Annotated in this window: 23 protein-coding genes; 18 read left to right on the forward strand and 5 right to left on the reverse strand. The window is 63.5% G+C overall.

Annotated elements, in window-relative coordinates:
* Position 1 precedes the first annotated feature (1 nt).
* The 5 genes from fapB (at position 2) to fapF (ending at position 4,514) form a co-directional block, all read left to right on the forward strand.
* Positions 2 to 580: a fibril amyloid subunit FapB gene (fapB, locus tag AC1RMG_RS05815; protein WP_053151751.1), complete on the forward strand. Its 579-nt coding sequence runs from the start codon at positions 2 to 4 to the stop codon at positions 578 to 580.
* Positions 581 to 643: 63 nt separating this feature from the next.
* The gene (gene fapC / locus AC1RMG_RS05820) at positions 644 to 1,636 is read left to right on the forward strand and encodes an amyloid-like fimbrin subunit FapC (RefSeq protein WP_041118295.1); all 993 of its coding nucleotides are present in this window, start codon (positions 644 to 646) and stop codon (positions 1,634 to 1,636) included.
* 64 nt (positions 1,637 to 1,700) lie between these two features.
* On the forward strand, positions 1,701 to 2,381 hold the full coding sequence (gene fapD, locus AC1RMG_RS05825; protein ID WP_041118296.1) for a fibril amyloid maturation endopeptidase FapD: 681 nt from the start codon (positions 1,701 to 1,703) through the stop codon (positions 2,379 to 2,381).
* A gap of 48 nt (positions 2,382 to 2,429) precedes the next feature.
* On the forward strand, positions 2,430 to 3,164 hold the full coding sequence (gene fapE / locus AC1RMG_RS05830; RefSeq protein ID WP_072450274.1) for a fibril amyloid subunit FapE: 735 nt from the start codon (positions 2,430 to 2,432) through the stop codon (positions 3,162 to 3,164).
* 54 nt (positions 3,165 to 3,218) lie between these two features.
* Positions 3,219 to 4,514, forward strand: coding sequence for a fibril amyloid transporter FapF (gene fapF / locus AC1RMG_RS05835; RefSeq protein ID WP_011061410.1), 1,296 nt, complete (start codon positions 3,219 to 3,221; stop codon positions 4,512 to 4,514).
* Positions 4,515 to 4,584: 70 nt separating this feature from the next.
* On the opposite strand, the gene AC1RMG_RS05840 is transcribed toward fapF, so the two are convergent.
* Positions 4,585 to 5,910, reverse strand: coding sequence for a sigma-54 dependent transcriptional regulator (locus AC1RMG_RS05840; RefSeq protein WP_053151755.1), 1,326 nt, complete (start codon positions 5,908 to 5,910; stop codon positions 4,585 to 4,587).
* Positions 5,911 to 6,263: 353 nt separating this feature from the next.
* Here AC1RMG_RS05840 and AC1RMG_RS05845 point away from each other — a divergent pair, with 353 nt between their 5' ends.
* Positions 6,264 to 6,530, forward strand: coding sequence for a DUF1652 domain-containing protein (locus tag AC1RMG_RS05845; protein ID WP_015635695.1), 267 nt, complete (start codon positions 6,264 to 6,266; stop codon positions 6,528 to 6,530).
* A gap of 178 nt (positions 6,531 to 6,708) precedes the next feature.
* Here the strand turns inward: AC1RMG_RS05845 and AC1RMG_RS05850 are convergent, their stop codons facing one another.
* The 4 genes from AC1RMG_RS05850 to paaY form a co-directional block, all read right to left on the reverse strand.
* Positions 6,709 to 8,856 (reverse strand): phosphocholine-specific phospholipase C, encoded by a 2,148-nt coding sequence (locus AC1RMG_RS05850; protein ID WP_011061413.1) that lies wholly within the window; start codon positions 8,854 to 8,856, stop codon positions 6,709 to 6,711.
* Positions 8,857 to 9,187: 331 nt separating this feature from the next.
* Positions 9,188 to 10,198: a poly(ethylene terephthalate) hydrolase family protein gene (locus AC1RMG_RS05855; RefSeq protein WP_011061414.1), complete on the reverse strand. Its 1,011-nt coding sequence runs from the start codon at positions 10,196 to 10,198 to the stop codon at positions 9,188 to 9,190.
* A 280-nt stretch (positions 10,199 to 10,478) separates the two neighbouring features.
* Complete coding sequence (gene paaX / locus AC1RMG_RS05860) at positions 10,479 to 11,402, reverse strand: phenylacetic acid degradation operon negative regulatory protein PaaX (protein WP_493168657.1); 924 nt, start codon at positions 11,400 to 11,402, stop codon at positions 10,479 to 10,481.
* A gap of 64 nt (positions 11,403 to 11,466) precedes the next feature.
* Positions 11,467 to 12,060 (reverse strand): phenylacetic acid degradation protein PaaY, encoded by a 594-nt coding sequence (paaY, locus tag AC1RMG_RS05865; protein ID WP_011061416.1) that lies wholly within the window; start codon positions 12,058 to 12,060, stop codon positions 11,467 to 11,469.
* A gap of 425 nt (positions 12,061 to 12,485) precedes the next feature.
* Between paaY and paaG the strand changes: the two genes are divergently transcribed.
* The 12 genes from paaG (at position 12,486) to nhaB (ending at position 25,067) form a co-directional block, all read left to right on the forward strand.
* Complete coding sequence (gene paaG / locus AC1RMG_RS05870) at positions 12,486 to 13,277, forward strand: 2-(1,2-epoxy-1,2-dihydrophenyl)acetyl-CoA isomerase PaaG (RefSeq protein ID WP_123473423.1); 792 nt, start codon at positions 12,486 to 12,488, stop codon at positions 13,275 to 13,277.
* Between the two features lie 27 nt (positions 13,278 to 13,304).
* A complete protein-coding gene (gene paaI / locus AC1RMG_RS05875) occupies positions 13,305 to 13,754 on the forward strand; it encodes a hydroxyphenylacetyl-CoA thioesterase PaaI (protein ID WP_011061418.1) in 450 nt (149 codons plus the stop codon).
* 219 nt (positions 13,755 to 13,973) lie between these two features.
* A complete protein-coding gene (gene paaK / locus AC1RMG_RS05880) occupies positions 13,974 to 15,296 on the forward strand; it encodes a phenylacetate--CoA ligase PaaK (protein ID WP_011061419.1) in 1,323 nt (440 codons plus the stop codon).
* 177 nt (positions 15,297 to 15,473) lie between these two features.
* A complete protein-coding gene (gene paaA / locus AC1RMG_RS05885) occupies positions 15,474 to 16,463 on the forward strand; it encodes a 1,2-phenylacetyl-CoA epoxidase subunit PaaA (protein WP_248766293.1) in 990 nt (329 codons plus the stop codon).
* A gap of 69 nt (positions 16,464 to 16,532) precedes the next feature.
* On the forward strand, positions 16,533 to 16,814 hold the full coding sequence (paaB, locus tag AC1RMG_RS05890) for a 1,2-phenylacetyl-CoA epoxidase subunit PaaB (RefSeq protein ID WP_011061421.1): 282 nt from the start codon (positions 16,533 to 16,535) through the stop codon (positions 16,812 to 16,814).
* An 8-nt stretch (positions 16,815 to 16,822) separates the two neighbouring features.
* Complete coding sequence (paaC, locus tag AC1RMG_RS05895; RefSeq protein WP_011061422.1) at positions 16,823 to 17,584, forward strand: 1,2-phenylacetyl-CoA epoxidase subunit PaaC; 762 nt, start codon at positions 16,823 to 16,825, stop codon at positions 17,582 to 17,584.
* Complete coding sequence (gene paaD / locus AC1RMG_RS05900; protein WP_011061423.1) at positions 17,571 to 18,101, forward strand: 1,2-phenylacetyl-CoA epoxidase subunit PaaD; 531 nt, start codon at positions 17,571 to 17,573, stop codon at positions 18,099 to 18,101. The genes paaC and paaD overlap by 14 nt, the downstream gene beginning before the upstream one ends.
* Before the next feature lie 29 nt (positions 18,102 to 18,130).
* Positions 18,131 to 19,207 (forward strand): 1,2-phenylacetyl-CoA epoxidase subunit PaaE, encoded by a 1,077-nt coding sequence (paaE, locus tag AC1RMG_RS05905; RefSeq protein WP_401332644.1) that lies wholly within the window; start codon positions 18,131 to 18,133, stop codon positions 19,205 to 19,207.
* Between the two features lie 110 nt (positions 19,208 to 19,317).
* The gene (locus tag AC1RMG_RS05910; RefSeq protein WP_011061425.1) at positions 19,318 to 19,626 is read left to right on the forward strand and encodes a DUF485 domain-containing protein; all 309 of its coding nucleotides are present in this window, start codon (positions 19,318 to 19,320) and stop codon (positions 19,624 to 19,626) included.
* Positions 19,623 to 21,269 (forward strand): cation acetate symporter, encoded by a 1,647-nt coding sequence (locus AC1RMG_RS05915; protein ID WP_123397359.1) that lies wholly within the window; start codon positions 19,623 to 19,625, stop codon positions 21,267 to 21,269. The genes AC1RMG_RS05910 and AC1RMG_RS05915 overlap by 4 nt, the downstream gene beginning before the upstream one ends.
* Before the next feature lie 60 nt (positions 21,270 to 21,329).
* Positions 21,330 to 23,384 (forward strand): phenylacetic acid degradation bifunctional protein PaaZ, encoded by a 2,055-nt coding sequence (gene paaZ, locus AC1RMG_RS05920; protein WP_493168661.1) that lies wholly within the window; start codon positions 21,330 to 21,332, stop codon positions 23,382 to 23,384.
* A gap of 180 nt (positions 23,385 to 23,564) precedes the next feature.
* Complete coding sequence (nhaB, locus tag AC1RMG_RS05925; protein WP_493168663.1) at positions 23,565 to 25,067, forward strand: sodium/proton antiporter NhaB; 1,503 nt, start codon at positions 23,565 to 23,567, stop codon at positions 25,065 to 25,067.
* Positions 25,068 to 25,162: the final 95 nt, after the last annotated feature.

Below are 25,162 nucleotides of genomic sequence, written 5' to 3' on the forward strand. Positions count from 1 at the left end.
CATGAGTCGCTCCCTGCTGTTCCTCGCCTTGCTGACCTGCACCGGGGCCATGGCCGACTCGGCCAGCCCAGTCACCGCTACCTCGAACATCCAGAACTCCGGCGCAGGCTATACCGGCAACTTCAACGTCAACCAGGCCGCCGGCGACCAGCAGCAACAGACCAACGTACGGGCCATTGCCATCGGCACCAACGCCACGGCAACCACCAGCGTGACCCAGAAGATCACCACCGCCGCCAGCCGCGCGGTCAACGCCAGCAGCACCATCGGCGGTAACTCTTTCAGCAACGGCAACGGCGCACTGGGCGTGAACCAGTCGGCCGGGGCCAACAACCAGATGGCCAATGCCCTGCGGATCAGCATCAGTGCCAATCCGCAAAGCATTGACGACAGCGCCCTGTCGCAACAGAACGTGGCGCTGTTACCAGACTCAGGAGCAACTGGCACTCAACAAGGCAGCCGCCAGGTCGTTACCAGCGACCAGGCCTTCACCGGCAGCCGTGGAGTGATTCAGGTGAACCAGAGTGCCGGGGTGGGGAACCGAATGGCTAACACCCTGAGCATCCGGGTCGCAGATTGACCCCTCGTAGTGCAATTAGAAAGTACCAACACTTAACCAACTAATAAGCACCGGAGAAACACCATGAAACCTACAATGGCTCTCAAACCACTGGTTTTCGCACTGGCCGCCGTCATGGCAATGGCTGCTCAGGCAGGTGGTAACGATCATGGTAACAACGGCGGTCATGGCAACGGCCATGGCGATCACGATCAAGGTCCGGACCTCAGCACTCTGCTGCAAATCACCGCTGGAGCCGGTGCCGCAGTCATCGACGTGCAGAACAGCAACACCAACGTAGTGAAAAACCAGGGCACCAACAACAACGCCAAGGCCGACAACTCCCTGAACAACTCCAACGGCAACATGGGTGCCAACGTCGCCGCCGGCGACGGCAACCAACAAGACAATGCCGCTGCCCTGGCAACCGCTGACGAAAGCTTCATCTTCGGCAGTGCCGTGGCCGCTTCCAGCGCCACCCAGGTCAACAACAACAACTACGTGAAAAACTCCTCGACTCAGAACAACGCCGTGCTCAACAACTCCGGCAACAACGGTTCCGGCAACATCGGCATCAACGTGACCGCCGGCGACTTCAACCAACAGAAAAACAACCTGGCCATTGCCGTTTCCGGTGGCCGCGTAGCCACTGCCGCTGCTTCGGCCAACCAGCAATCGACCAACCTGGTCGTAGACAACAAAGGTGTCCAGGCCTACAAAAAAGACACCCTCACTGGCGGCTTCGTAGCCTCTGGCACCTACAAAGGCACCGGCAGCGGCAAAATCGAAGGTGGCGACGATCATGGCAGCGGCCATGGCTATGGCGACAACAAAGGCCACGGCAACGACGATCAGAAACTCACCTTCAAAGAACAAGGCACTATCGAACTGGCTGGCTACTGGACCCAGCAAGTGCTGACCAAAGACGGCTGGAAAAACCCAGTGGTCAACAACGCCAGCATGACCAACTCGATGAACGGCTTCTCCGGCAACGGCGGCGCCAACGTCTCGGCCGGTGTGGGCAACCAACAAAGCAACTCGCTGTCCATCGCCGCTGGCTGCAAAGCCTGCATGTAATCGCGATCGTAACGAAAGCCCCGGAAACGGGGCTTTTCCACAGTCCGACCAAGGCGTAACGATCATGCGTACTGCGATCCTCTCTCTCCTGCTGTGCCTCTGCGCCCCCGTCCAGGCCGCACAGATGGCGGTGGCCGGCCTGCCCGGTGGCAACCTGATCTTCAAACAGGTGCAGAGCGTGCGCGAGCGCAAGTTCAGCGACATCGTCGAGCAGAAAACCGACTTCAGCTGCGGCGCTGCCGCGCTGGCGACCATTCTGCGCCAGGCCTACTGGCTCGATGTCGATGAAGAGCACGTCATCAAGGGCATGCTGGTGAACTCGGACCAGAACCTGGTGCGTACCCAGGGGTTCTCCATGCTCGACATGAAGCGCTACGTGGAAAGCATCGGCATGCGCGCCCGGGGCTACCGGATTCCGCCAGACAAGCTCGAGGCGGTGACCATCCCGGTGGTGGTACTGATGGAGATTCGCGGCTACAAGCACTTCGTGGTAATGCAGCGGGCGCAGAAAGGCTGGGTCTATATCGGTGATCCGGTGCTGGGCCACAAGCGCTACACCCATGATGACTTCGTCAAAGGCTGGAACGGTATCGTGTTCGCCATCATCGGCCCTGGCTACGACAAGGCCAACGCCTTGCTCGACCCGCCAGCCCCACTGACCGCGAAGAACAAGCTCGATAACTTCTACCCGGTCAGGGACGCGGACTTGATGGACTTCGGTTTCATCCAGAGCGACTTCTTCTAGAAGCGCAAACACCATAAAGGGGCAGGACGCTCCGGGAGCAGCAAGCAGATGAAGACTTCATACTGGCTGGCAGCCGCCTGCCTGGCAGCAGCTCTTCCAGCCCATGCTGGTTTCAAGCCCGAACTCATCCAGGATCAGGAGTTATCGCAGTTACGGGGCCGTTACGTGATGCCGGGGCGGATTATCAGCTTCGGCATTGTCATGAGCAGTACCTGGCGCAACGCCAGCGGTGACCTGATCGGTGCGACCACCTCGCTGCAGATCCAGCAAGCCACCATCAAACCGGAATTCTACGTCTCCACCATCACCCAGACCGGCAACGGCACTACGCCCCCGCCCGGGACCGGCAACGTGATCGGCGGCGCAGGGCTGGCCAGCGGCCAGGGCGTAACCCAGAGCGTAAGGGCCGCCGGCGACGGCAACTCGGCCTACAACAACATCAATATCAATGTCACAGAAGCCAATCAGGCGCCGGCACTGGCGGCCGGCGTGGGGCAGGCATTGATCAGCGGCCAGACCATCACCGGCAGCAACGCCGCCGGCAGTGTGGCGGTGTCGGCCCTCAACGGTGGTATCCAGATGGCCATTCAGGCCAGTGGCAACCAGGGCAGTGCCTTGCAGCAAGTGGCCCAGGGCAATTTGCTGCAGAACACCCAGTTGATGGGTAACAGCAACCTGGTGAACAACATGACACAGCTCAATGTGGTGCTCAGGAACAACGGTCCCAGCACCGGTGCTTTGGACTGTAATTTGAGTACGCTCAACGCTCTACGCAAATTCTGATCTTGAACTACGCTGATTCTCGACCATTGGGGTTCACAAGGGACGGTTTATTTCATGTATCGATCGGTTTCACTGCGCGCAATAGTCTGTTTAAGCACTCTATTCCCGGCGGCGCTGGTACAAGCGGCGCCGGACGCCGATGTAGAGACCCTGAAACGAGAGCTTCTGGAACTCAAGCAACGTTACGAAGTACAGCAGAAGGCCCTCGCGGTGCTGGAACAACGGGTTCGCCAAGTGGAGGATCAACCGGCGGCTCCGCCCCCCAAGCGCCTGGCCAAATCACCTGCTGACCTGAAGGGCAATCAACAGGTCGCCGGTACTGGGGCCGGTGCCGCTTCCGGAGGCGCTGCAGGAGGCGCTTCCTATGGCCAGTCCCTCAAGGATGATTCGGAACCGGCACAAAGCGTCAGCAACCTCTACGACGAGGCCAGTGGTTTCTTTGGCGGCGGCAAGTTCAGCGTCGAGACCGGCTTGACCTATGCCCGCTACGATGCCCGCCAACTGACAGTCAACGGCTTCCTGGCGCTGGATTCGATCTTTCTCGGCAACATCAACCTGGACCGGATCAAGTCCGATACCTGGACCCTCGACCTGACCGCGCGCTACAACCTCAACAATCGCTGGCAATTCGATATCAACGCACCCGTGGTCTATCGCGAATCCACCTTCCAATCCGGCGGTGGCGGCGGCTCAGGCACCCAGACCACCGAAGAGTCGGTCACCCGCGACCCGACCCTGGGTGACGTGAACTTCGGGGTGGCCTACAAGTTCCTCGACGAGTCCGAGTTCTGGCCCGACGCGGTGGCAACCTTGCGCGTCAAAGCCCCTACCGGCAAGGACCCATTCGGCATCAAGCTGGTGCAGTCCTCTGCCAACAACAACCTCTACGTGCCTGAAAGCCTGCCCACCGGTAACGGCGTCTGGTCGGTCACCCCCGGGATCTCCCTGGTCAAGACCTTCGATCCGGCCGTGCTGTTCGGGACTCTGGCCTATACCCACAACCTGGAAGAGTCCTTCGATGACATCAGCTCGACAGTGGGCAGCAAGACCCCCGGCAAGGTGCGCCTGGGCGACAGCTTCCAGATCGGCGCCGGTGTCGCCTTTGCGCTCAACGAGAAGATGAGTATGTCCTTCTCGGTTTCCGACCTGGTGCAGCGTAAAAGCAAGCTCAAGCAGGACGGTGGCGACTGGCAGTCGGTGGTCTCCAGCGATGCCAACGCCGGCTACTTCAACGTCGGCATGACGATTGCCGCCTCCGACAACCTGACCATCGTACCCAACCTGTCCATCGGCATGACCGAGGATGCTCCGGCCTTCACCTTCAGCCTGAAATTCCCCTACTACTTCTGACCCACCGGCAAAAACGCCAAGGCCCGCTGCGATTCCCCAATCGCAGCGGGCCTTGGCGTTTCTCCCCGCCCTAGCGGATCTGGTGCTTGTGCAGCAAACGGTAGAAGGTCGGGCGCGAGATCCCCAGGACCCGCGCCGCCACGCTGAGGTTGTCGCTGTGCCGGTTCAACACGTCGCACAGGGCCTGGCGCTCGGCGCGGTGCTTGTAGTCTTCGAGGGTGCCCATGGGCAGGTCTTGGGCCTGCAGGCTGAGCAGGCCCAGGTCGCTGGCCTGGATCTGCCGCCCCTCGGCCAGCACCAGGCCGCGCCGCACCCGGTTGGCCAGTTCGCGGACATTGCCCGGCCAATCATGCTTGCCCATGGCCACCAGGGCATCCTCGCTGAAACTGCGGGGCCGGCGCCCGGTTTCCTGGCTATAGAAGTGGGCAAAATGGCTGGCCAGCATGCCCAGGTCGCCATGGCGCTCGCGCAACGGCGCGGTGATCACTTGCAGCACATTCAGGCGGTAGTAGAGGTCCTCACGGAAGCGCCCGCTGGTAATGGCCGCTTCCAGGTCGACGTGGGTGGCCGCCAGAACCCGAACATCCACCGGAATCGGCTGGCTGCCCCCTACCCGTTCGATGTGCTTTTCCTGCAGGAAGCGCAGCAGATTGGCCTGCAGCTCCAGCGGCAGGTCGCCGATCTCGTCAAGAAACAAGGTGCCGCCATGGGCCGCCTCGATGCGCCCGACCTTGCGTTGATGGGCGCCGGTAAAGGCGCCCTTCTCGTGCCCGAACAGTTCGGACTGGATCAGGTGTTCGGGAATCGCCCCGCAATTGATGGCGACAAAGGGCTTGTCGTGGCGCTGGGACTGACGATGCAGGGTACGCGCCACCAGCTCCTTGCCGGTGCCGCTTTCGCCTCGGATCAGCACGGGCGACTCGGTGGGCGCCAGCTTGCCCAGCAGCTTGCGCAAGTCGCGGATCGGCCGGCTATCGCCCAACAACTCATGCTCGGGCTGGTCCACATGGATCGAGCCCTGGCCCCGCAGGCGCGCCATGCCGAACGCCCGGCCGAGGGTCACCTGGACCCGCGACACGTCGAACGGCAGGGTGTGGAAGTCGAAAAACCACTCGCAGACGAAATCCCCGACCTTCTGCAGGCGCAGCACTTCCTGGCTCAATACTGCGATCCACTCGGTGCCGCTGCGGCTGATCAGGTCCTTGACCGCCTCCGGGCGCTCCAGGTGAAAAGGCTGCAGGCGCAGCAGGCCGACATCGCAGGAACGTTCGCGAGCGGACTCCAGGTCACAGCTGTCGACATCCCAGCCAATGGTGCGCAAACCGGGTAACAGGCGATGGCAATCGTCACAGGGATCGACCACCAGCAAACGGCGCTGCACAGGGGCTTCGAGCATGACTGTTCCTTGGCGCCAGGGTATGGAAAAGTTATTAGAAACAGTGATTTGGAAAACCTGGCTGTAACATTAGCAAGAATTTGACGGTGGAATGTATCAATTGCTTATAGCGCTGATTACCAAAGGAACTAACGTGGGACTCCAAGCTGTTCACGAGCGACTGATTGTCGCAGTTGTTTTATCCAGCCCCCGCAACTAAGGGCCCGGCCACAAGGCCTATGCACGAAAGTTGTAAAAACTTGTTTTTCAGTGTGACCCGAGTGCTACCTCGGTGCATCAGTACAAATGACCAGCCGAACGGTAAGCCCAACCGACGGCACATCATTTGATTGGGCACACAGAGAGAAGACCCCATGAACGCCCCGCTCCGTATCAACGAAGCACTTTTGATCGCCGACCGCGCATTCCAGCCTTTTCAATGCGTGGCCTGGGCTCCACAGGACGGTAATGGCGAACTCAGCCTGACCGTCATCGACCGCACCAGCACCCGTATTGGCCACACCCAGATTCCCAGCAGTGCCTACTCCGATCCAGCCCAGCTGGAAGACCTGCTCAAACAGGCCCGCGCCGAACTGAGCCAGGACGGTTATACCTTGCAGTCCTGGGCCATGCCCAAGTAAGCGATGCTGTTAACGGATCACCCGAAGGGGTGATCCGTTATTTAAAGCAAACAACTAAGCACCCTATCTATCCTGCCCTCCTCTACAACTTCTACCTTCCGGGTATTAGTTGCTCTTGTCGTTATCCAGCCCGGCTTCCGGTTTCACTTCGAAAGCGCCCCCGTTTTTGCCAAGGTCTTCATGCCCGGCCCATCAAGGGGTCGCTGATGCTGTGTGCTCCGGTTTCCAGGCGCCCGGCGATCCGGCGCAGCCAGCCGCCGTCGCTGCGCAGCGTCAGGTCGTACCAGCCGCCACTACCCTCGCAGGCAAACACCTGGCGCACCTCGCCCCGGGCCGGTACCGCCAAGGTCCATGGGCCCTGCTGGGTGTAGGGGCAGCGATCGATACTGATGACCACCCCGTGTTCCCCCGGATTGCTCAGGGTCAGTTGCAACTGGCTGTTGCTGGTGGTCACCAGCAGTTCGGGCTGCAGGGTTTTCAGGTCGCCGTGGAAACTGCGGTGAAACCCGTTGGGGCCCAGGACCCAGAGCTGATAGCGCTCCACCACCGGCCAGCTGTCCTGCAGGGCCTTGCCGGCTTCCACGGTATAGCGGCGGGGAATCTCGCTCAGGTGCAGGCCATCGTAGACATGCAATACCGCCCCTTGCTCCCCAGTGTTCTGCAGGCTCAGCGACAAGGTGCGAGCCTTGGGATCGGCCTGGCTGTCCACATGCAGCCGATAGGGCAAGGCCCGGGAAGGCCGGGCCAGGCGCTGCTGCTGCGGCGCCAGTTGCTGGCCGGCCGAGGGCAGCGGTACCGGCAGCAGTTTCTCCTGGCGCTGGCGCAGGCTGTCGGCGGCCTGGCGGGTAGTGGTCTGCAGCGCGGGAAGGGTTTCATGGTTGGGGTCGGCAAAGTTGAACGCCGAGGTCAGGTCGCCGCAGACTGCCCGCCGCCAGGCGCTGATGTTCGGCTCTCGCACGCCAAAGCGTTTCTCGAGAAATTGCAGCACCGAGGTATGGTCGAACACTTGCGAGTTGACCCAGCCACCACGGCTCCAGGGCGACAGCACCAGCATCGGCACCCGCGGCCCCGGCCCGTATACGCCGCCATCGGGCAAGGGTTGCTGGGTCGAGCCCGCCGGGGCCGGGTGGGTGAACAGTTCGCTGTCGAAACCCAGGGTGGACTTGCCGGCAAAGCTGCCGTCCTTGCGCCGCGAAGGCGCCGAGGGCGACGGCATATGGTCGAAGAAGCCGTCGTTTTCATCGTAGGTCACCAGCAGTACCGTCTTGCTCCAGACCTCGGGGTTGCTGGTCAAGGCCAGGAGAATTTCCTGGGTGAACCAGCCGCCCTGCACCGGGCTCGAAGGCCCGGGATGCTCGGAATAGGCTGCCGGCGCGACAATCCAGCTGACCTGGGGCAGCTTGCCGGCCTGCACGTCGTTGCGAAACCCGCCAATGATGGTCTCCAGGTTGCTGCCGCTGCTGGCCGGCAGGGTGTTGCCATTGCCCTTGTACAGCGGCGCCACGGCGTTGAGCCCGTCGCTGTAGGGCACGAAGGCATTGAAATCCTTCGGCGGCTGGGCCGGGTTGCCGACCTGCACGCTGGCGGCCCGGTACTGCCGGAACCCCGCCAGCGGGTTGTCGCCGAAGTTGTCCGGCAGGTGCTGGTACACCTTCCAGCTCACGCCCTGCTCTTCCAGGCGCTCGGGGTAGGTCTTCCAGCTGTAGCCGACATTCACCGGCCCCGGGCCGTCCCATTCGTTGACCACCGCCGCCACCTTGGCTGCGCTCGCGCCATTGCTGCCAGTCCAGAGGAACAGCCGGTTGGGGTTGGTGCCGGCGTGCACCGAACAGTGGTAGGCGTCACACAGGGTGAAGGTGTTGGCCAGGGCGAACTGGAAAGGCAGTTCCTGCTCGCGGTAGTAGCCCATGGAGGTATTGGTCTTATAGGTCGGCCAGGCGCTGATACGCCCCTCGCCCCAGGCCGAGTGGGCGTCCGCCCAGGAATGCGGGGTGCCGCTGACGCGCTGGGCGTTGCCCTTGCTGCTGTCCAGGTGATAAGGCATCACCAGCCGGCCCTTGCCCTGTTGCTCCCACACTTCCCGTTGACCGGTCTGGGGGATGGTGAAGCGGTCACTGAAGCCGCGTACCCCGGGAAAGGTGCCGAAGTAGTGGTCGAACGAACGGTTTTCCTGCATCAGGATCACCACGTGCTCGACGTCCTTGATGGTCCCGGTCCGGTTGTTCGCCGGTATCGCCAGGGCCTGGCGGATGGATGCCGGCAATGAGGAAAAGAAAGTACCGATGGCGGCCGCTTGCAAGAGCTTCCTGCGTGTAAGACTGGGCATGGGTTATTGAGTCCTTATGGTTGCAGCGCGATATATAACGCTGCCCCCAAGGTATTGGGCGCAAATAACAATGCAGTGACATTGCCATTGCAGTTGGTTCATGAAGCGTACAACTACCCGCCACTGCCCTACCTTGCCAGTTCGGCAATAACGCATTGCCAGGTAACGCAGGAAGAATATTTCATGAATAAAACACCCGAGTTCAAGAAACGCCCGGTACATTTCGCCGGCGCCTTAACTTTGCGCTGGCGAAATGCACTATTGAATGGGCCAGAAAACAGGCTTCGCACACTCCCTGGGCTGTATCCGTTTTACCGGAGAAAGCACAGTGCTATTGAAGGCTATCGGCTACTTCATTGCGCTGGACCCGCAGCGGGTTGAATAGCAGGCGAATGAACTGCGGATCTCGGGCCAGTTTGTAATCTTCACCGACAAAGTATTCTTTGGCGGCCGGGTCATTCTTGCCGATATATAAGATCCAGGCCGTGGTAATACCGGCAAACTCATCTTCCCTGACGCTTCTGACCGGGCTGAAATGGGTGGCGTTATGGGCGGTTGCGCTCCAGCCCGGCACGGCCTTGATCAGCCCGCCCTGCCACAGCCTTGGCCAGGCCCAGGCCGGGACCACTACGTCCGCTGCACCGGTGAGCACCAGGGTCGGTGTCTTTACCGTGGAGCCAAGGCCGATCGGCCCGGGTTCGATCGGCAGCGAGCCGATATAGCGCAACTGCGGGTCGATGCCCTTCAAGGTCTCTGGCAAGAGGCTTGCCGATAGAATCGATGCGCCTCCTCCCGCCGAATGCCCCGCCACAATGGTGCGCGACAGGTCGACCTTGCCGAACAGTGGCGAGGTCGGGTCCTGGTTGAGCTTGCTCAGTTCCAGGGCGCCGAGCACATGCATGGTGGGGGCGGTGTTGATGAAGTCCGAGGAGATGATCACGATGAAGCCGTAGCTCGCCCACAGCCGCAGCAGATCTGTGTACTGCCCCTGGTTGGAAAGAATGCCGCCGACGAAGTTGACCACTGGCAACTTGTCCAATTGCTTGATATTGGACGGGTAATAGACACTGGTGGAGATCGGATTGGAGAATCCGTAAGGAAAGGACTGATTGCATTGCAGGCTGTTATCCAACAGCATGATCCGCGCCAATACCCCCAATAACCCACGGCAATCACTTAGAACAGCATTGGTGCTGACTGCATAGGGCCCCGGAGACTTGGCATATTGATCATTGGCCAGCCCAAATGCCGGAACCAGTTGCGAAGCAATAGCCAACTTGCCCCAAATAACCAACATCATGGCCAGGCCGAACTTTGTAGCCAGGTTGCGAATCCACTTCATCGATAATTCCTTTATCTGTCTGCTTTCCCTGCAGGACCGAATACCTGTACCTGGCCATGCTCCCTATATTGCAAATATCTTCAAACTTGCAGTGCACGTCACTCAACTGCAATAGCGCTGAAACATTCTCTGCTTAGTTGCATTGAATGCGTTCGCGACCCTAGATCAGGACAAATTCGCAGGTCAATGACTATTTAACATCCGGGCCGTGATAAACCCGGGCTGCAACGCCCGGGGCCTCTCCTCGGGCATCACAGCTGGCACCCCGTGGATGGGCGGGCTAGACCAGCCCGCCAAAACGCCGGTAGTAGCTTTCGCCGACATCCGGCAACGGGCCATCGGCGTTCTCCAGGGCAGTGGCCAGCCATTCTTCGGCCCGGGCCTGGATCAGGCGATAGATGTTGCGACACAACTGGCGCGCCGCGCGGCCTTCCCAATCCCCGGGCAGCAGTTCGTCGGGCAGTTGCGGATCGCGCAGCAGCAGCTTGCGGTACTCATGAATCAGCAGCAGCCGGGCCAGGAAGCAATCCTGGGGCTGCAACTGCTCCTGCTCGCGCAGGGCCTGCCAGAGCGGGCGGAACAGCTGGATGAACTCGCTGTAGTGGGCTGCCAGTTCATCGATGTTCCAGCTTTCCCGCACTTGCAGGCGCAAAGCCCTGGAACCCAGGACATCCTGGGGCGTGGTCTCGAAGACGATGGTGTCTTCCTGGGCACCAAGCTCCGCCAGGGTGGCGTTGATATCGGCCCGATCACTGCGCGGGCAGGCCAGCAGTACCGGCGACATGGCGCCGAACCCCTGCCATTCCAGCTCTTCGCGCACCTGCTTGCGCAACTCGACAGACAGTTGCGAGAGCATCACCAGGCACCAGGTGCCGTCCCAGGCCGGCACTCCGGCGCTGTACACGCGCTTGAAGGCTTTGTCGAAGCGCCGGCGCCCGGTCAGGGTCAGGCTGTAGTAACTGCGCCGGCCGACCTTTTCGGCGCTCAGCCAGCCCTCTTTGCTCAGGCGGAAGATCGAGGTGCGGATCAAGCGCTCGTTGATCCCCATGGGCTCCAGCAACTGAATCAGGCTGCCCAGCCACACCGTGCCGCCGTGGGGCTCGATGGCATCGCCGTACAGGGTGATGATCAGCGAACTGGCGCGGATCGGAGTCTGCTCCTGGAAACGTTTGATCAGGTGGTTCAGTGGCGCTAGGGACGACATGGATGTACCGGTAAAAAAGGAAGGAATATAGCGGGTTTCAGGCAGCTATAGCGCCCGGGCAGGTTCATGGGCGAGCCTTGGGGCGCAGCGCACTGTTGCCGATTCGCGGGCGTCCGGGCTCTGCCTCCCGCAGCGGCTCGCAAGGCCGCATCTGCTCCAGGCAACGCCTGGCCAGCTGTTGGTATTCGCGGGTCCCCGCCTGCTTCCAGGCCAGCTCCGCATCACTGAGCGGGCGGCTGACCCGGGCCGGCGTACCCATGATCAGCGACTGTGGCGCACACTCGAAGCCGGCCTTGACGAAGGCTGCCGCGGAAACGATGCAACGGGGCGCGATATGCGCGTTGTCCATCACCACCGCATTCATGCCCACCAGGGCGTCGGCGCCAATTCGACAGCCATGCAGGACAGCGCCATGACCTATATGGCCGTTGCGCTCGACCACCGTATCGCTGTCGGGAAAACCATGCATCACACACGTATCCTGCAGGTTTGCCCCCTCCTCCAGAACGATCCGCCCAAAATCGCCCCGCAAGCTGGCCAACGGGCCGACGTAACAATGGGCGCCGACAATCACATCACCAATCAGCACCGCTGAAGGGTGCACATAAGCGCTGGGGTCGACCACCGGGGTCAATCCATCGAGGCTGTAACAGGTCATGGAGAGGTTCCTTGAAGAACACGTCATCTGAAAGCAGGAAATACGATGAACTGCGGATGGCAGTTTGTATCAGATTATTGGCCACGCACAAGACCGGCGCCGCCGCAATCAGCCAGCCTGACTGCTCCACAAAGACTTGTCAGTCCCGTATTTATCAACGCCTCAGGCAGCCTGGAGGCTTTTGTCGTGAGCCTGGGCTACAAAAAAAGCTGGACCGACACTCAAAATCAAGACACATTAAATTCAAGTCACTATTGTTTTTATGTATCGCATTGGCGATATACTCGACGAAAACCGGCCAACCAGCCGACCCGACAATCGAGCCGACCACCGGCCACCCCGAGGACATTCACCATGCCTCAACGCCTTGCCTCCACGCCTGTCGGTGGTGTTCGCCTGATCGCCCAGCACAGAGCGCCCCGCCCATGAACTTCACCACCATCCTGTTCTCCATCAGCGAGGGCGTGGCCCTTCTCAGCCTCAACCGCCCCGAACAGCTCAACAGCTTCAACCCGACGATGCACCGCGAGGTTCAGGCAGCCCTGGACCTGGTGCGCAATGACCCGCAGGTGCGGGTCCTGCTGCTGACCGGGGAAGGCCGGGGCTTCTGTGCCGGGCAGGACCTGGGCGAGCGCACCGTGGCACCCGGCGGCGCCGCGCCGGACCTGGGGGCCTCCATCGAAACCTTCTACAACCCCCTGGTGCGGGCCCTGCGGGACCTGCCGCTGCCGGTGATCTGCGCGGTCAACGGGGTGGCCGCCGGGGCCGGGGCCAACCTGCCCCTGGCCTGCGATCTGGTACTGGCCGCACGCTCGGCAAGCTTTATCCAGGCCTTCTGCAAGCTCGGGCTGGTTCCCGATTCCGGCGGTACCTGGCTGCTGCCGCGCCTGGTGGGCATGGCCCGGGCCAAGGCCCTGGCCCTGCTCGGCAACCGCTTGAGTGCCGAACAGGCCGAGCAGTGGGGCCTGATCTACCAGTGCGTGGATGATGCCCAACTGCGGGACCAGGCCCTGAGCCTGGCCCGGCACCTGGCTACCCAACCCACCTACGGCCTGGGCCTGATCAAGCGCAGCCTCAATGCCAGCCTGCACAACAGCTTCGATGAGCAACTGGACCTGGAACGCGACCTGCAACGCCTGGCCGGTTGCAGCGAGGACTACCGCGAAGGCGTCAGCGCCTTCATGGATAAACGCAGCCCCGTGTTCAAGGGCTGCTGACCACGGCGACTCCAAGGAGGCCCCTGCATGACTGAACATGACGCCATGGAACTGGCCCGGCGCTGCGCCCGGACCCTGTTCGAACGTGACCCGGCAAGCAACGCCCTGGGCATGCGCCTGTTGTCGGTGGCGCCCGGTGCGGCGCGCCTGGGCATGAGCGTGCGGGCCGACATGCTGCAGGGCCACGGCACCTGCCACGGCGGCCTGATCTTCACCCTCGCCGACTCGGCCTTCGCCATTGCCTGCAACAGCCATGACCGGGCCACGGTGGCCCTGGGTTGCAGCATCGAGTACATCGCCCCGGCGCAGTTGGGCGACACCCTGACCGCCGACTGCCATGAACAGAACCGCGGCGGCCGCACCGGCCACTACGCGGTGCGCGTGGAAAACCAGCAGGGCCGGCTCATCGCCCTGCTCCAAGGCAAATCCTACCAAGTGCACGGCCCGGTGCTGACACAGGAGACCTCCCATGAATGACCCACTGCCCATCGATGCCGTCCGTATCCTCATTGGCAGCGCCGGGGCCGCTACGCGCTGTGCACCATGTGCGTCGGTGTCGACCCGGGCATCGCGCTGATCAGCGAGCGGCTGCAAGCACAGTAAAAAGACTCCCCCGGGGCTCGCCTGCGCCCCGGGGCATGCACTCAGAGCCCGCCCGCCGGCGGGCTACAAGACAACAACAATTCGAGTGACACCATGAACATGCCGATTGCCGGAACCGTGCCCGACGCGCTGCTGGACCCGATGGAAACCGCCAGCATCGACCACCTGCGCCAGCACCAGCTGGAACGCCTGCGCTGGAGCCTGAACCACGCCTACGACAGGGTCCCGCTGTACCGCCAGCGCTTCGACCAGCTCGGGGTGCACCCCCAGGACATCAAGCGCCTGGAAGACCTGGCGCACCTGCCCTTCACGACCAAGGCCGATCTGCGCGACCACTACCCCTATGGCATGTTCGCCGTGCCCATGGACCAGGTGGTACGCCTGCACGCCTCCAGCGGCACCACCGGTAAGCCCACGGTGGTCGGCTACACCCGCAACGACATCGACACCTGGGCGCAGGTGGTGGCGCGCTCGATCCGCGCCGCCGGCGGCCGGCCCGGGGACAAGGTGCATATTTCCTATGGCTACGGCCTGTTCACCGGCGGCTTGGGGGCGCACTACGGCGCCGAACGCCTGGGCTGCACGGTGATCCCCATGTCCGGCGGCCAGACCGAGAAGCAGGTGCAACTGATCAAGGATTTCCAGCCGGACATCATCATGGTCACCCCCTCCTACATGCTCAACATCGCCGACGAGATCGAGCGCCAGGGCCTGGACCCGCACCAGCTGGCGCTGCGCCTGGGAATCTTCGGTGCCGAACCCTGGACCGACGAACTGCGCAGTGCCATCGAACAGCGCCTGGGCATCACTGCCCTGGACATCTACGGGCTGTCGGAAATCATCGGCCCCGGGGTGGCCATGGAATGCGCGCAGACCCGCGACGGCCCTACCCTCTGGGAGGATCACTTCTACCCGGAAATCATCGACCCGATCACCGGCCAGGTACTGGCCGATGGCGAACTGGGCGAGCTGGTGCTCACCTCCCTGACCAAGGAAGCGCTGCCGATGATCCGCTATCGCACCCGCGACCTGACCCGGCTGTTGCCGGGCACGGCGCGGCCCATGCGGCGCATCGACAAGATCACCGGGCGCAGCGACGACATGCTGATCATCCGCGGGGTCAACGTGTTCCCCACCCAGGTCGAAGAGCAGGTGCTGAAGGTCGGGCAACTGGCCCCCTGCTACGAGATCCACCTGTACCGCCACGGCAACCTCGACAGCGTTGACATCCACGTCGAGCTCAAGCCTGAGCACCAGCAGCTGGGGGACGAGCAGCAGCGGGCCCTCTGCGGCGATCTCAGCCGCCACATAAAGACCCATATTGGCATCAGCTCGCGTATCGTTTTGCAGCCGGCATTCAGCATCAAGCGCTCCGAAGGCAAGGCCTGCCGGGTAATCGACAAACGCAACCGCTAATCCATCCTTCCTGGAAGCCCCGCTGATGCGGGGCTTTTTTTTGCCTTGGCAAAGGCCCAGGGGCGCAATGCGATACCAAAACCAGACATGACACGTTATTTTATGTTTGATATTAATTTGCGTATCACATATAAACATTCCCATGCCCAGCCACACCTTCACACCGGGAGACGCCACATGTACGCACAGCTGGTAGAAACGGGGGTCAAGCGCGTCACGCCACTGGCCGAGATGTCCGAACAGGAACGCAGCTTCCAGCAAAGGATCGACGGCGAGATCAAGATCGAAGCCAAGAACTGGATGCCCGAGGCCTACCGCCAGACCCTGATCCGGCAGATCTCCCAGCACGCCCATTCGGAAATCGTCGGCATGCTGCCCGAAGGCAACTGGGTCACCCGCGCCCCGACCTTCAAGCGCAAGCTGCAACTGATGGCCAAGATCCAGGACGAAGCCGGCCACGGCCTGTACCTGTACAGCGCCATGGAAACCCTGGGGGCCGACCGCGACGAAGAAGTGGCCCGGCTGCACAGCGGCAAGGCCAAGTATTCGAGCATCTTCAACTACCCGACCCTGAACTGGGCCGACATGGGCGCCGTGGGCTGGCTGGTGGATGGCGCGGCCATCGTCAACCAGGTGGTGCTGCAACGCACCTCCTACGGCCCCTACTCCCGGGCCATGGTGCGCATCTGCAAGGAAGAGAGCTTCCACCAGCGCCAGGGCTACGAAATCCTCCTGACCATGATGCGCGAGGGCAACCAGGCACAGCGGGACATGGTCCAGGACGCCATCAACCGTCTCTGGTGGCCGGCCCTGATGATGTTCGGCCCCAGCGACGAACACTCCCCCAACAGTGCCCAGTCCATGGCCTGGAAGATCAAGCGCCAGAGCAACGACGAACTGCGCCAGCGCTTCATCGACCAGACCATCCCGCAACTGGAGTTGCTGGGCTGCACCTGCCCCGACCCGGAGCTGAAGTGGAACGCCGAGCGCGGCCATTACGACTTTGGCGAAATCCAGTGGGAAGAATTCTACGAAGTGCTCAAGGGCAACGGCCCGTGCAACCAGGAACGCCTGGACACCCGCCGCCAGGCCATCGAGGACGGCGCCTGGGTGCGGGCTGCCGCCGTGGCCCACGCCGCCCGGAAGGCCGCTCGCGACGCCGCCTGAGAGCCCGTTCACCCCCGGCCACTGCCCCCAGGGGCAATGGCCCTCCAGCCCTGATGTGGAGTCACTGCAATGTCTGAATGGACCCTCTACGAGGTTTTCGTGCGCAGCAAGCACGGCCTCAACCACAAGCATGTCGGCAGCGTGCACGCCGCCGATGCCCCGATGGCCATGGCCAACGCCCGCGACCTCTACACCCGGCGCAGCGAAGGCGTGAGCCTGTGGGTGGTGCCGTCGGCGCAGATCGTCGCCTCCTCGCCGGATGAAAAGGAGCCGCTGTTCGACCCGGCGGACGACAAGGTCTACCGCCACGCCAGCTTCTACCAGTTGCCCCCCGAAGTCGGACACATGTGAGGCCGGCCATGAACCCTGCAAACGATCTGCTCAACCATCTGCTGCGCCTGGGCGACAGTGCCCTGGTCCAGGGCCAGCGCCTGTGCGAATGGTGCGGCCGGGCCCCGGCCCTGGAAGAAGAACTGGCACTGATGAACGTCGGTCTCGACCTGGTGGGCCAGGCCCGCAACTGGCTGGACTATGCCGCCGAACTGCTGGCGGACGGGCGGGATGCCGACCATCTGGCCTTTCGCCGCGACGAACGCGCCTACCGCAACCTGCTGCTGGTGGAACAACCCAATGGCGACTTCGCGGTGACCATGCTCAAGCAGTTCTTCTACGACGCCTGGCACCTGGAAACCCTTCGTGGCCTGTGCCTGTCCAGCGATCCACGCATCGCCGGGGTCGCCGCCAAGGCGTTCAAGGAAGTCACCTACCACCTGCGTCGCTCCAGCGAATGGGTCGAGCGCCTGGGGGATGGCACCGAGGAAAGCCACCGGCGCATGCTCCAGGCCCTGCCGCGGCTGTGGCGCTTTACCGGGGAACTGATCGCCACCGATCCTGCGGAGAACGCGTTGCACCAGGCCGGGCTGCTGGCAGACCCGGCTCAGGTTGCCACCGCCTGGCAGGACAGGGTCGCCGCGGTGTTCGCCCGGGCCACCCTGCCTGTGCCCGAAGCGCCCAGCCACTTCTACCTGGATGCGCGAAAAGGCCTGCATACCGAACACCTGGGCCTGCTGCTGGCCCAGATGCAATCACTGCCGCGAGCCTATCCCGATGCGGTCTGGTGAGCTGATCGGCAGCGACCTGGGGGCACGCGACCCGTTGCCCGGGGACCTGGACACCGCCTGGGCCACCCTCGACCGGGTCATGGACCCGGAAGTGCCGGTGGTCAGCGTGCTCGACCTGGGCATCGTGCGCCACCTCGACTGGCACCAGGGGCACCTGCAGGTGGCGGTCACCCCGACCTACTCCGGCTGCCCGGCCACCGAGGTGATCGAAAGCGACATCCGCCAGGCCCTGGAGCGCGCCGGCTTCAAGGCACCCAGGCTGCTGCGCCAACTGACCCCGGCCTGGACCACCGACTGGATCACCGAGCGCGGGCGCCAGCGCCTGCAGGCCTACGGCATTGCACCGCCCTCGGGCAGCAGCAAGCGCAGCCTGCTGGGAGAAACGCCCCAGGTGCTCTGCCCGCAATGCGGCAGCGCCCACAGCGAGCGCCTCAGCGAGTTCGGCTCCACCGCCTGCAAGGCCCTGTATCGCTGCCGTGATTGCCTGGAACCCTTCGACTACTTCAAGTGCATCTGAGCGGCCCGGCGCCGCAGTGGAGAACCACCATGAGCCAGTTCCACCGCCTGACCATCAAGGACCTGCGCAATGAAACCCGCGACGCGGTATCCATCGCCTTCGAGGTTCCCCCGCACCTGCAGCAAAAGTTCCACTTCACCCAGGGCCAGCACCTGGTGCTGCGCACCGAGCTTGAAGGCGAGGAAGTGCGCCGCTCCTATTCGATCTGCACCGGGGTCAACGACGGTGAACTGCGCATCGCGGTCAAGCGCGTGGCCGGCGGGCGTTTCTCGGCCTTCGCCAATGAACGATTGCAGCCCGGCCACAGCCTGGACGTGATGCCCCCGGCCGGGCGTTTCCATGTGGAGCTGGACCCGGCGCGGCGCGGCCATTACCTGGCGGTGGCGGCCGGCAGCGGCATCACGCCGATCCTGTCAATCATCAAGAGCACCCTGCAAACCGAGCCCCACAGCCGGGTCACCCTGCTCTACGGCAACCGCTCCAGCAACTCGGCGCTGTTTCGCGAACAGCTTGAGGACCTGAAGAACCGCTACCTGCAGCGGCTGAACCTGATGTTCGTGTTCAGCCGCGAACGGCAGGACATCGACCTGTACAACGGGCGCATCGACCAGGACAAGTGCCAGCAGCTGTTTTCCCGCTGGCTCGACGTCCAGCAACTGGAGGCCGCGTTCATCTGCGGCCCCCAGGCCATGACCGAAACCGTGCGCGACAGCCTCAAGGCTGCCGGCATGCCGGCCGAGCGCATCCACTTCGAGCTGTTCCACGCCGGCAGCGACGGGCACAAGCGCCAGGCCCGGGAAACCGCCAGCGCCCTGGATGCCCGGCACAGCCGGGTCACCGTCATCAGCGACGGCCGCGCCCTGGCCTTCGACCTGCCGCGCAACAGCCAGAGCATTCTCGACGCCGGCAACGCCCAGGGCGCCGAACTGCCCTACTCGTGCAAGGCCGGAGTCTGCTCCACCTGCAAATGCAAGGTCATCGAAGGCGAAGTGGAAATGGACAGCAACCACGCCCTGGAAGACTACGAAGTCGCGGCCGGCTACGTCCTCTCCTGCCAATCGTTCCCGCTCAGCGACAAGGTGGTACTGGACTTCGACCAGCTCTGACTCCGGCGCTCCCCGCAGCCGCCCGTAGCCGCTGCCGAGCCCCAGCGAAGCTGCGAAAGGCCGCGCAGCGCCTTCACGTGCCACCAACAACAAAAACAAGAGAACGCGCCATGACCCCACAACAGATCGCCCGCATCACCCGCCATCCGGACTTCATCCAGCTGGTGCGGCGCAAGCAGCGCCTCTACTGGTCGCTGACCCTGATCATGCTCCTGGCCTACTACGGCTTCGTACTGCTGGTGGCTTTCCACCCCGGGCTGCTGGGGCGCTCGTTGGCCGGCGGAGCCACCAGCGTCGGCATGCCGGTGGGCGTGGCTATGATCGGCCTGGCCTTTGCCCTCACCGGCTTCTACGTCTACCGCAGCAACCGCCTGCTGGACCCGCTGAACGACAAGCTCAAGCGCGAGTGCCAGCCATGAAGCGCCCGCTCGCTCTATTCCTGCTGCCCTGCCTGCTGGCCACCGACCTGGCCCTGGCGGCCGACACGCCGGCGCGGCCATTGAACTGGAACGCCATCGGCATGTTCCTGGTGTTTGTCCTGATGACCCTCGGCATCACCCGCTGGGCCGCCCGGCGCACCCGCTCCGCCAGCGACTTCTATACCGCCGGTGGCGGCATGAGCGGCTTGCAGAATGGCCTGGCGATCGCCGGCGACATGATTTCCGCGGCGTCCTTCCTCGGCATCTCGGCAATGATGTTCCTCAATGGCTACGACGGTCTGTTGTACGCCCTGGGGGTGCTGGCCGGCTGGCCGATCATCCTGTTCCTGATCGCCGAACGCCTGCGCAACCTGGGCAAGTACACCTTCGCCGACGTGGTTTCCTATCGCCTGGCCCAGACGCCGGTGCGCCTGACCTCGGCCTTCGGCACCCTGAGCGTGGCGCTGATGTACCTGGTGGCGCAGATGGTCGGCGCCGGCAAGCTGATCGAGCTGCTGTTCGGCATCAGCTACCTCTATGCGGTGATGCTGGTGGGCCTGCTGATGGTCTGCTACGTGACCTTCGGCGGCATGCTGGCCACCACCTGGGTACAGATCATCAAGGCGCTGATGCTGCTCTCGGGCACCAGCTTCATGGCCTTCATGGTGCTCAAGCACTTCGGCTTCAGCAGCGAGGCGCTGTTCGCCCAGGCCAGCGCGGTGCATGCCAAGGGCAGCGCGATCATGGCCCCGGGTGGGTTGCTGTCGAACCCCATCGATGCCATTTCCCTGGGGCTGGGCATGATGTTCGGCACCGCCGGCCTGCCGCACATCCTCATGCGCTTCTTCACCGTCAGCGATGCCCGGGAAGCGCGCAAGAGCGTGTTCTACGCCACCGGTTTCATCGGTTACTTCTACCTGCTGCTGATCATTGTCGGCTTCGGCGCCATCGTCATGGTCGGTACCGAGCCCCAGTACCGCGATGCCGGCGGCGCGATCATCGGCGGCGCCAACATGGTTGCCGTGCACCTGGCCCAGGCGGTGGGCGGCAACCTGTTCCTGGGCTTCATCTCGGCCGTGGCCTTCGCCACCATCCTGGCGGTGGTGGCCGGGCTGGCGCTGTCCGGCGCCTCGGCGGTCTCCCATGACCTGTACGCCTGCGTGCTGCGCAAGGGCCAGGCCAGCACCCGGCAGGAAATGCGCGTCTCGCGGATCGCCACCCTGTGCATCGGGGTGCTGGCGGTGCTGCTGGGGCTGTTGTTCGAATCGCAGAACATTGCCTTTCTCTCGGGGCTGGTGCTGGCCATCGCCGCTTCGGTGAATTTCCCGGTGCTGTTTCTTTCCATGTTCTGGAAAGGCCTCACCACTCGCGGCGCGGTGGGCGGCAGCCTGGCTGGCCTGGTCTCGGCGATTGTGCTGCTGATGCTCAGCCCGGCGGTCTGGGTCAATGTGCTGCATCACCCCCAGGCGCTGTTTCCCTATGCCAACCCGGCGCTGTTTTCCATGAGCCTGGCGTTCTTCTGTGCCTGGGCCTTCTCCGTCAGCGACCGCTCGCCCCGGGCCGAACTGGAGCGCGGGCGCTACCTGGCGCAGTTCATCCGTTCCATGACCGGCATTGGCGCATCCGGCGCCACTCATCACTGACCCCATCCATGAGCGCGGGCTGCCGCGCTCGAACCCGGTTCACCCTCTGGAGGAATCCCCATGCCACAGGCTCCTACCCTGCAAAGCTTCATCGCCGGCCGCTGGTTCGGCCAGCATCCGGCCCAGTCACTGCGCAGCGCCATCGACGGGCATGAAGTGGCGCGCACCCACGAGGAGGCCCCGGACTTCGCCGAGGCCCTGGCCTTTGGTCGTCATCAGGGCGGCAAGACCTTGCTGGCCCTGGATTTCCAGCAGCGGGCCCAGCGCCTCAAGGCCCTGGCGCTGTATCTGAGCGAGCGCAAGGAGCAGCTCTATGCCCTGTCCCATCACAGCGGCGCGACGCGGGCCGACAGCTGGATCGATATCGAGGGCGGCAACAGCACCCTGTTCAGCTACGCCGGCCTCGGCGCCCGGGAACTGCCGTCGGGCAACCTGTTGCACGAAGGCCCGGCGCAATCCCTGAGCAAACTCGGCAGCTTTGCCGGCAGCCACATCCTGGTGCCCCGGGGTGGCGTGGCGGTGCACATCAATGCCTTCAACTTTCCGATCTGGGGCATGCTGGAAAAATTCGCCCCATGCTTCCTCGCCGGCATGCCCTGCATCGTCAAGCCGGCCAGCGCCACCAGTTACCTGACCGAGGCCGCGGTGCGGCTGATGCATGAATCCGGGCTGCTGCCCGAAGGCAGCCTGCAATTGGTGATAGGCGCTACCGGCGACCTGCTGGACCGCCTGCAAGGCCAGGACCTGGTGACCTTCACCGGCTCCGCCAGCACCGCCGGACGACTGCGGGCCAACCCGAACCTGATCCGTCATTCGGTACCCTTCAATGCCGAGGCCGATTCGCTGAACTGCGCGATCCTGGCCCCGGACGTAAGCCAGGACGACGAGGAATTCGAGCTGTTCATCAAGGAAGTGGCACGGGAAATGACGGTCAAGGCCGGGCAGAAGTGCACCGCCATCCGCCGCGCCATCATCCCTGCCAAACAACTGGACGCGGTGGCCACCAGGTTGCGCGAACGCCTGTCGAAGGTGGTGGTGGGCGACCCGGCGGTGGAAGGCGTGCGCATGGGCGCCCTGGCCTCCCATGAACAGCAGCGCGATGTGGCCGAGCGCCTGCAAAGCCTGCTGCACAGCAGCGACCTGCTGTTCGGTGCCCGGGACGGCTTCGAGCCCCGAGGCACAAACATCAGCCAGGGCGCGTTCTTCGCCCCGACCCTGTTGCTGGCGCGCGATCCCATGGCCGAGGGCGGCGCCCACGACATCGAAGCCTTTGGCCCGGTCAGCACCCTGATGGCCTATGACGACCTGGACCAGGCACTGGAGCTGGCCTCTCGCGGCAAGGGCAGCCTGGTGGCCAGCCTGGTCACCAAGAGCCCGGCCATTGCCGCCCAGGTCATTCCCCGGGCGGCGGCCTGGCACGGTCGCTTGCTGGTGCTGGACCGCCACTGTGCTGGCGAATCCACCGGCCACGGCTCGCCCCTGCCACAGCTCAAGCATGGCGGCCCGGGCCGCGCCGGGGGTGGCGAAGAGCTGGGGGGCCTGCGGGCGGTCAAGCATTACCTGCAACGGGCGGCGATCCAGGGCTCGCCAAGCATGCTGACGGCGGTAACCGGTGAGTACGTGCGCGGTGCCCAGGTGATCGAAACCGAGGTCCACCCCTTCCGCCGGCACTTCCAGGACCTGCGGATCGGCGAATCCCTGCTGACCCACCGGCGCACCGTGACCGAGGCCGACCTGGTGAACTTCGGCTGCCTGTCCGGGGACCACTTCTACATGCATTTCGACGACATTGCCGCCAAGGCGTCGCAGTTCGGCAAGCGCATCGCCCATGGCTATTTCGTGCTGTCGGCGGCGGCCGGGCTGTTCGTTTCCCCGGGCCCCGGCCCGGTGCTGGCCAACTACGGCCTGGACACCCTGCGCTTCATCACTCCGGTGGGCATTGGCGACACCCTGCAGGCGCGCCTGACCTGCAAGCGCAAGATCGACCAGGGCAAGCTCAGCCCCCAGGGCACGCCGCAAGGAGTGGTGGCCTGGGATGTGGAAGTCAGCAACCAGCTGGGCGAGGTGGTGGCCAGCTACGACATCCTGACTCTGGTGGCCAAGCGTACTGAGTGAAACCGTTGAAGGCTGCGCAAGGCTCCAGGCCCTCTTCGCCGGCAAGCCGGCTCCTACGGAAGGTCGTGCACTGGCGGCCGCTGGGGCGCTGGCGAAGTTTGTCGCAAAAGATTTCATCAATTCTTGATTCTCAATCCGCCATGGGGCAAGTTGCGCGCTTCTCACTACAAGGAGCCGCCAATGTCCGGTTCAATGGCCCAGGCGTTCGTCCACAATTTTCTCGGCCAATCACCCCGCTGGTACAAGGCAAGCATTGTCGCGTTCCTGTTGCTCAACCCTCTGCTGTTCTTCGCTGTCAGCCCGGCCGCCGCCGGCTGGTGCCTGGTGATCGAATTCATCTTCACCCTGGCCATGGCCCTCAAGTGCTACCCCTTGATGCCCGGCGGCCTGCTGCTGGTGCAGGCACTGGTGCTGGGCATGACCACGCCCCAGGCGCTGTATGACGAGCTGGTGCACAACTTCCCGGTGATCCTGCTGCTGATGTTCATGGTGGCCGGCATCTACTTCATGAAGGAGTTGCTGCTCTACCTGTTCTCCCGGCTGCTGCTGGGGGTGCGCTCCAAGGCGCTGCTGGGCCTGCTGTTCTGCTTTCTCTCGGCCTTCCTCTCGGCCTTTCTCGACGCCCTGACCGTCACCGCGGTGATCATCAGCGCCGCGGTAGGCTTCTATTCGGTGTATCACCGGGTGGCGTCCGGCAATGACCCGCGCCAGGACAGCGCCTTCGCCGACGACCAACAGTTGCCTGCCCTGCATCATGACGACCTGGAGCAGTTCCGCGCCTTCCTGCGCAGCCTGCTGATGCATGGCGCCGTGGGCACCGCCCTGGGCGGCGTGTGCACCCTGGTGGGGGAACCGCAGAACCTGCTGATCGGCCATGAAATGGGCTGGCACTTCGCCGATTTCTTCAGCAAGGTGGCACCGGTTTCGATGCCGGTCCTGGCGGCTGGCCTGGTGACCTGCGTACTGCTGGAGAAGCTGCGCTGGTTCGGCTACGGCACCCTGCTGCCGGACAACGTGCGCCAGGTGCTGGCCAACTACGCCGCCGAGGACGATGCCCAGCGCACCTCGCGCCAGCGCGCGGCCCTGCTGGTGCAGGGGCTGGCGGCACTGATCCTGATCGTCGCCCTGGCCCTGCATGTGGCCGAGGTCGGGCTGATCGGCCTGCTGGTGATCGTACTGATCACCGCCTTTACCGGGATCACCGACGAGCACCGCCTGGGCAACGCGTTCAAGGACGCCATGCCCTTCACCGCCCTGCTGGTGGTGTTCTTTGCGGTGGTGGCGGTGATTCACCAGCAGCAGCTGTTCACCCCGTTGATCCAGTGGGTGCTGGCGCTGCCGGCGGACCAGCAGCCGGGCATGCTGTTCATTGCCAATGGCCTGCTCTCGGCCATCAGCGACAATGTGTTCGTAGCCACCATCTACATCACCGAAGTGAAACAGGCCTTCATCTCCGGGCAGATGAGCCGCGAGCACTTCGAAACCCTGGCGATCGCCATCAATACCGGTACCAACCTGCCGAGCGTGGCCACGCCCAACGGCCAGGCGGCCTTCCTGTTCCTGCTGACCTCGGCGATTGCGCCGCTGGTACGCCTGTCCTACGGACGGATGGTGTGGATGGCCCTGCCCTACACCGTGGTGATGGGGCTGCTGGGCTGGTACGCGGTGAGCTACTGGTTGTAACCGCCGCTTGGGGCGCCCCGGGACTGCAGATGGGGCGCAATGGGTGCAGGACTGGGGGCCGGGGGGGGGGGGGGGGGGGGGGGGGGGGGGGGGAC

The sequence above is a fragment of the Pseudomonas sp. GW822-FHT04H02 genome, assembly GCF_058800645.1.

What these genes read in the sequence shown, in the direction of transcription:
- AC1RMG_RS05855 (WP_011061414.1), bottom strand. Translation starts at nt 10,198, where the DNA reads ATGAAGTGGATTCGCAACCTGGCTACAAAGTTCGGCCTGGCCATGATG.
- paaX (WP_493168657.1), bottom strand. Translation starts at nt 11,402, where the DNA reads ATGTCGTCCCTAGCGCCACTGAACCACCTGATCAAACGTTTCCAGGAG.
- AC1RMG_RS05910 (WP_011061425.1), top strand. Translation starts at nt 19,318, where the DNA reads ATGACCCCACAACAGATCGCCCGCATCACCCGCCATCCGGACTTCATC.
- paaC (WP_011061422.1), top strand. Translation starts at nt 16,823, where the DNA reads ATGAACCCTGCAAACGATCTGCTCAACCATCTGCTGCGCCTGGGCGAC.
- AC1RMG_RS05840 (WP_053151755.1), bottom strand. Translation starts at nt 5,910, where the DNA reads ATGCTCGAAGCCCCTGTGCAGCGCCGTTTGCTGGTGGTCGATCCCTGT.
- paaD (WP_011061423.1), top strand. Translation starts at nt 17,571, where the DNA reads ATGCGGTCTGGTGAGCTGATCGGCAGCGACCTGGGGGCACGCGACCCG.
- fapF (WP_011061410.1), top strand. Translation starts at nt 3,219, where the DNA reads ATGTATCGATCGGTTTCACTGCGCGCAATAGTCTGTTTAAGCACTCTA.
- paaI (WP_011061418.1), top strand. Translation starts at nt 13,305, where the DNA reads ATGACTGAACATGACGCCATGGAACTGGCCCGGCGCTGCGCCCGGACC.
- fapB (WP_053151751.1), top strand. Translation starts at nt 2, where the DNA reads ATGAGTCGCTCCCTGCTGTTCCTCGCCTTGCTGACCTGCACCGGGGCC.
- fapE (WP_072450274.1), top strand. Translation starts at nt 2,430, where the DNA reads ATGAAGACTTCATACTGGCTGGCAGCCGCCTGCCTGGCAGCAGCTCTT.
- fapD (WP_041118296.1), top strand. Translation starts at nt 1,701, where the DNA reads ATGCGTACTGCGATCCTCTCTCTCCTGCTGTGCCTCTGCGCCCCCGTC.
- paaB (WP_011061421.1), top strand. Translation starts at nt 16,533, where the DNA reads ATGTCTGAATGGACCCTCTACGAGGTTTTCGTGCGCAGCAAGCACGGC.
- paaK (WP_011061419.1), top strand. Translation starts at nt 13,974, where the DNA reads ATGAACATGCCGATTGCCGGAACCGTGCCCGACGCGCTGCTGGACCCG.
- paaZ (WP_493168661.1), top strand. Translation starts at nt 21,330, where the DNA reads ATGCCACAGGCTCCTACCCTGCAAAGCTTCATCGCCGGCCGCTGGTTC.
- AC1RMG_RS05845 (WP_015635695.1), top strand. Translation starts at nt 6,264, where the DNA reads ATGAACGCCCCGCTCCGTATCAACGAAGCACTTTTGATCGCCGACCGC.
- AC1RMG_RS05915 (WP_123397359.1), top strand. Translation starts at nt 19,623, where the DNA reads ATGAAGCGCCCGCTCGCTCTATTCCTGCTGCCCTGCCTGCTGGCCACC.
- fapC (WP_041118295.1), top strand. Translation starts at nt 644, where the DNA reads ATGAAACCTACAATGGCTCTCAAACCACTGGTTTTCGCACTGGCCGCC.
- AC1RMG_RS05850 (WP_011061413.1), bottom strand. Translation starts at nt 8,856, where the DNA reads ATGCCCAGTCTTACACGCAGGAAGCTCTTGCAAGCGGCCGCCATCGGT.
- paaA (WP_248766293.1), top strand. Translation starts at nt 15,474, where the DNA reads ATGTACGCACAGCTGGTAGAAACGGGGGTCAAGCGCGTCACGCCACTG.
- paaG (WP_123473423.1), top strand. Translation starts at nt 12,486, where the DNA reads ATGAACTTCACCACCATCCTGTTCTCCATCAGCGAGGGCGTGGCCCTT.
- paaE (WP_401332644.1), top strand. Translation starts at nt 18,131, where the DNA reads ATGAGCCAGTTCCACCGCCTGACCATCAAGGACCTGCGCAATGAAACC.
- paaY (WP_011061416.1), bottom strand. Translation starts at nt 12,060, where the DNA reads ATGACCTGTTACAGCCTCGATGGATTGACCCCGGTGGTCGACCCCAGC.
- nhaB (WP_493168663.1), top strand. Translation starts at nt 23,565, where the DNA reads ATGTCCGGTTCAATGGCCCAGGCGTTCGTCCACAATTTTCTCGGCCAA.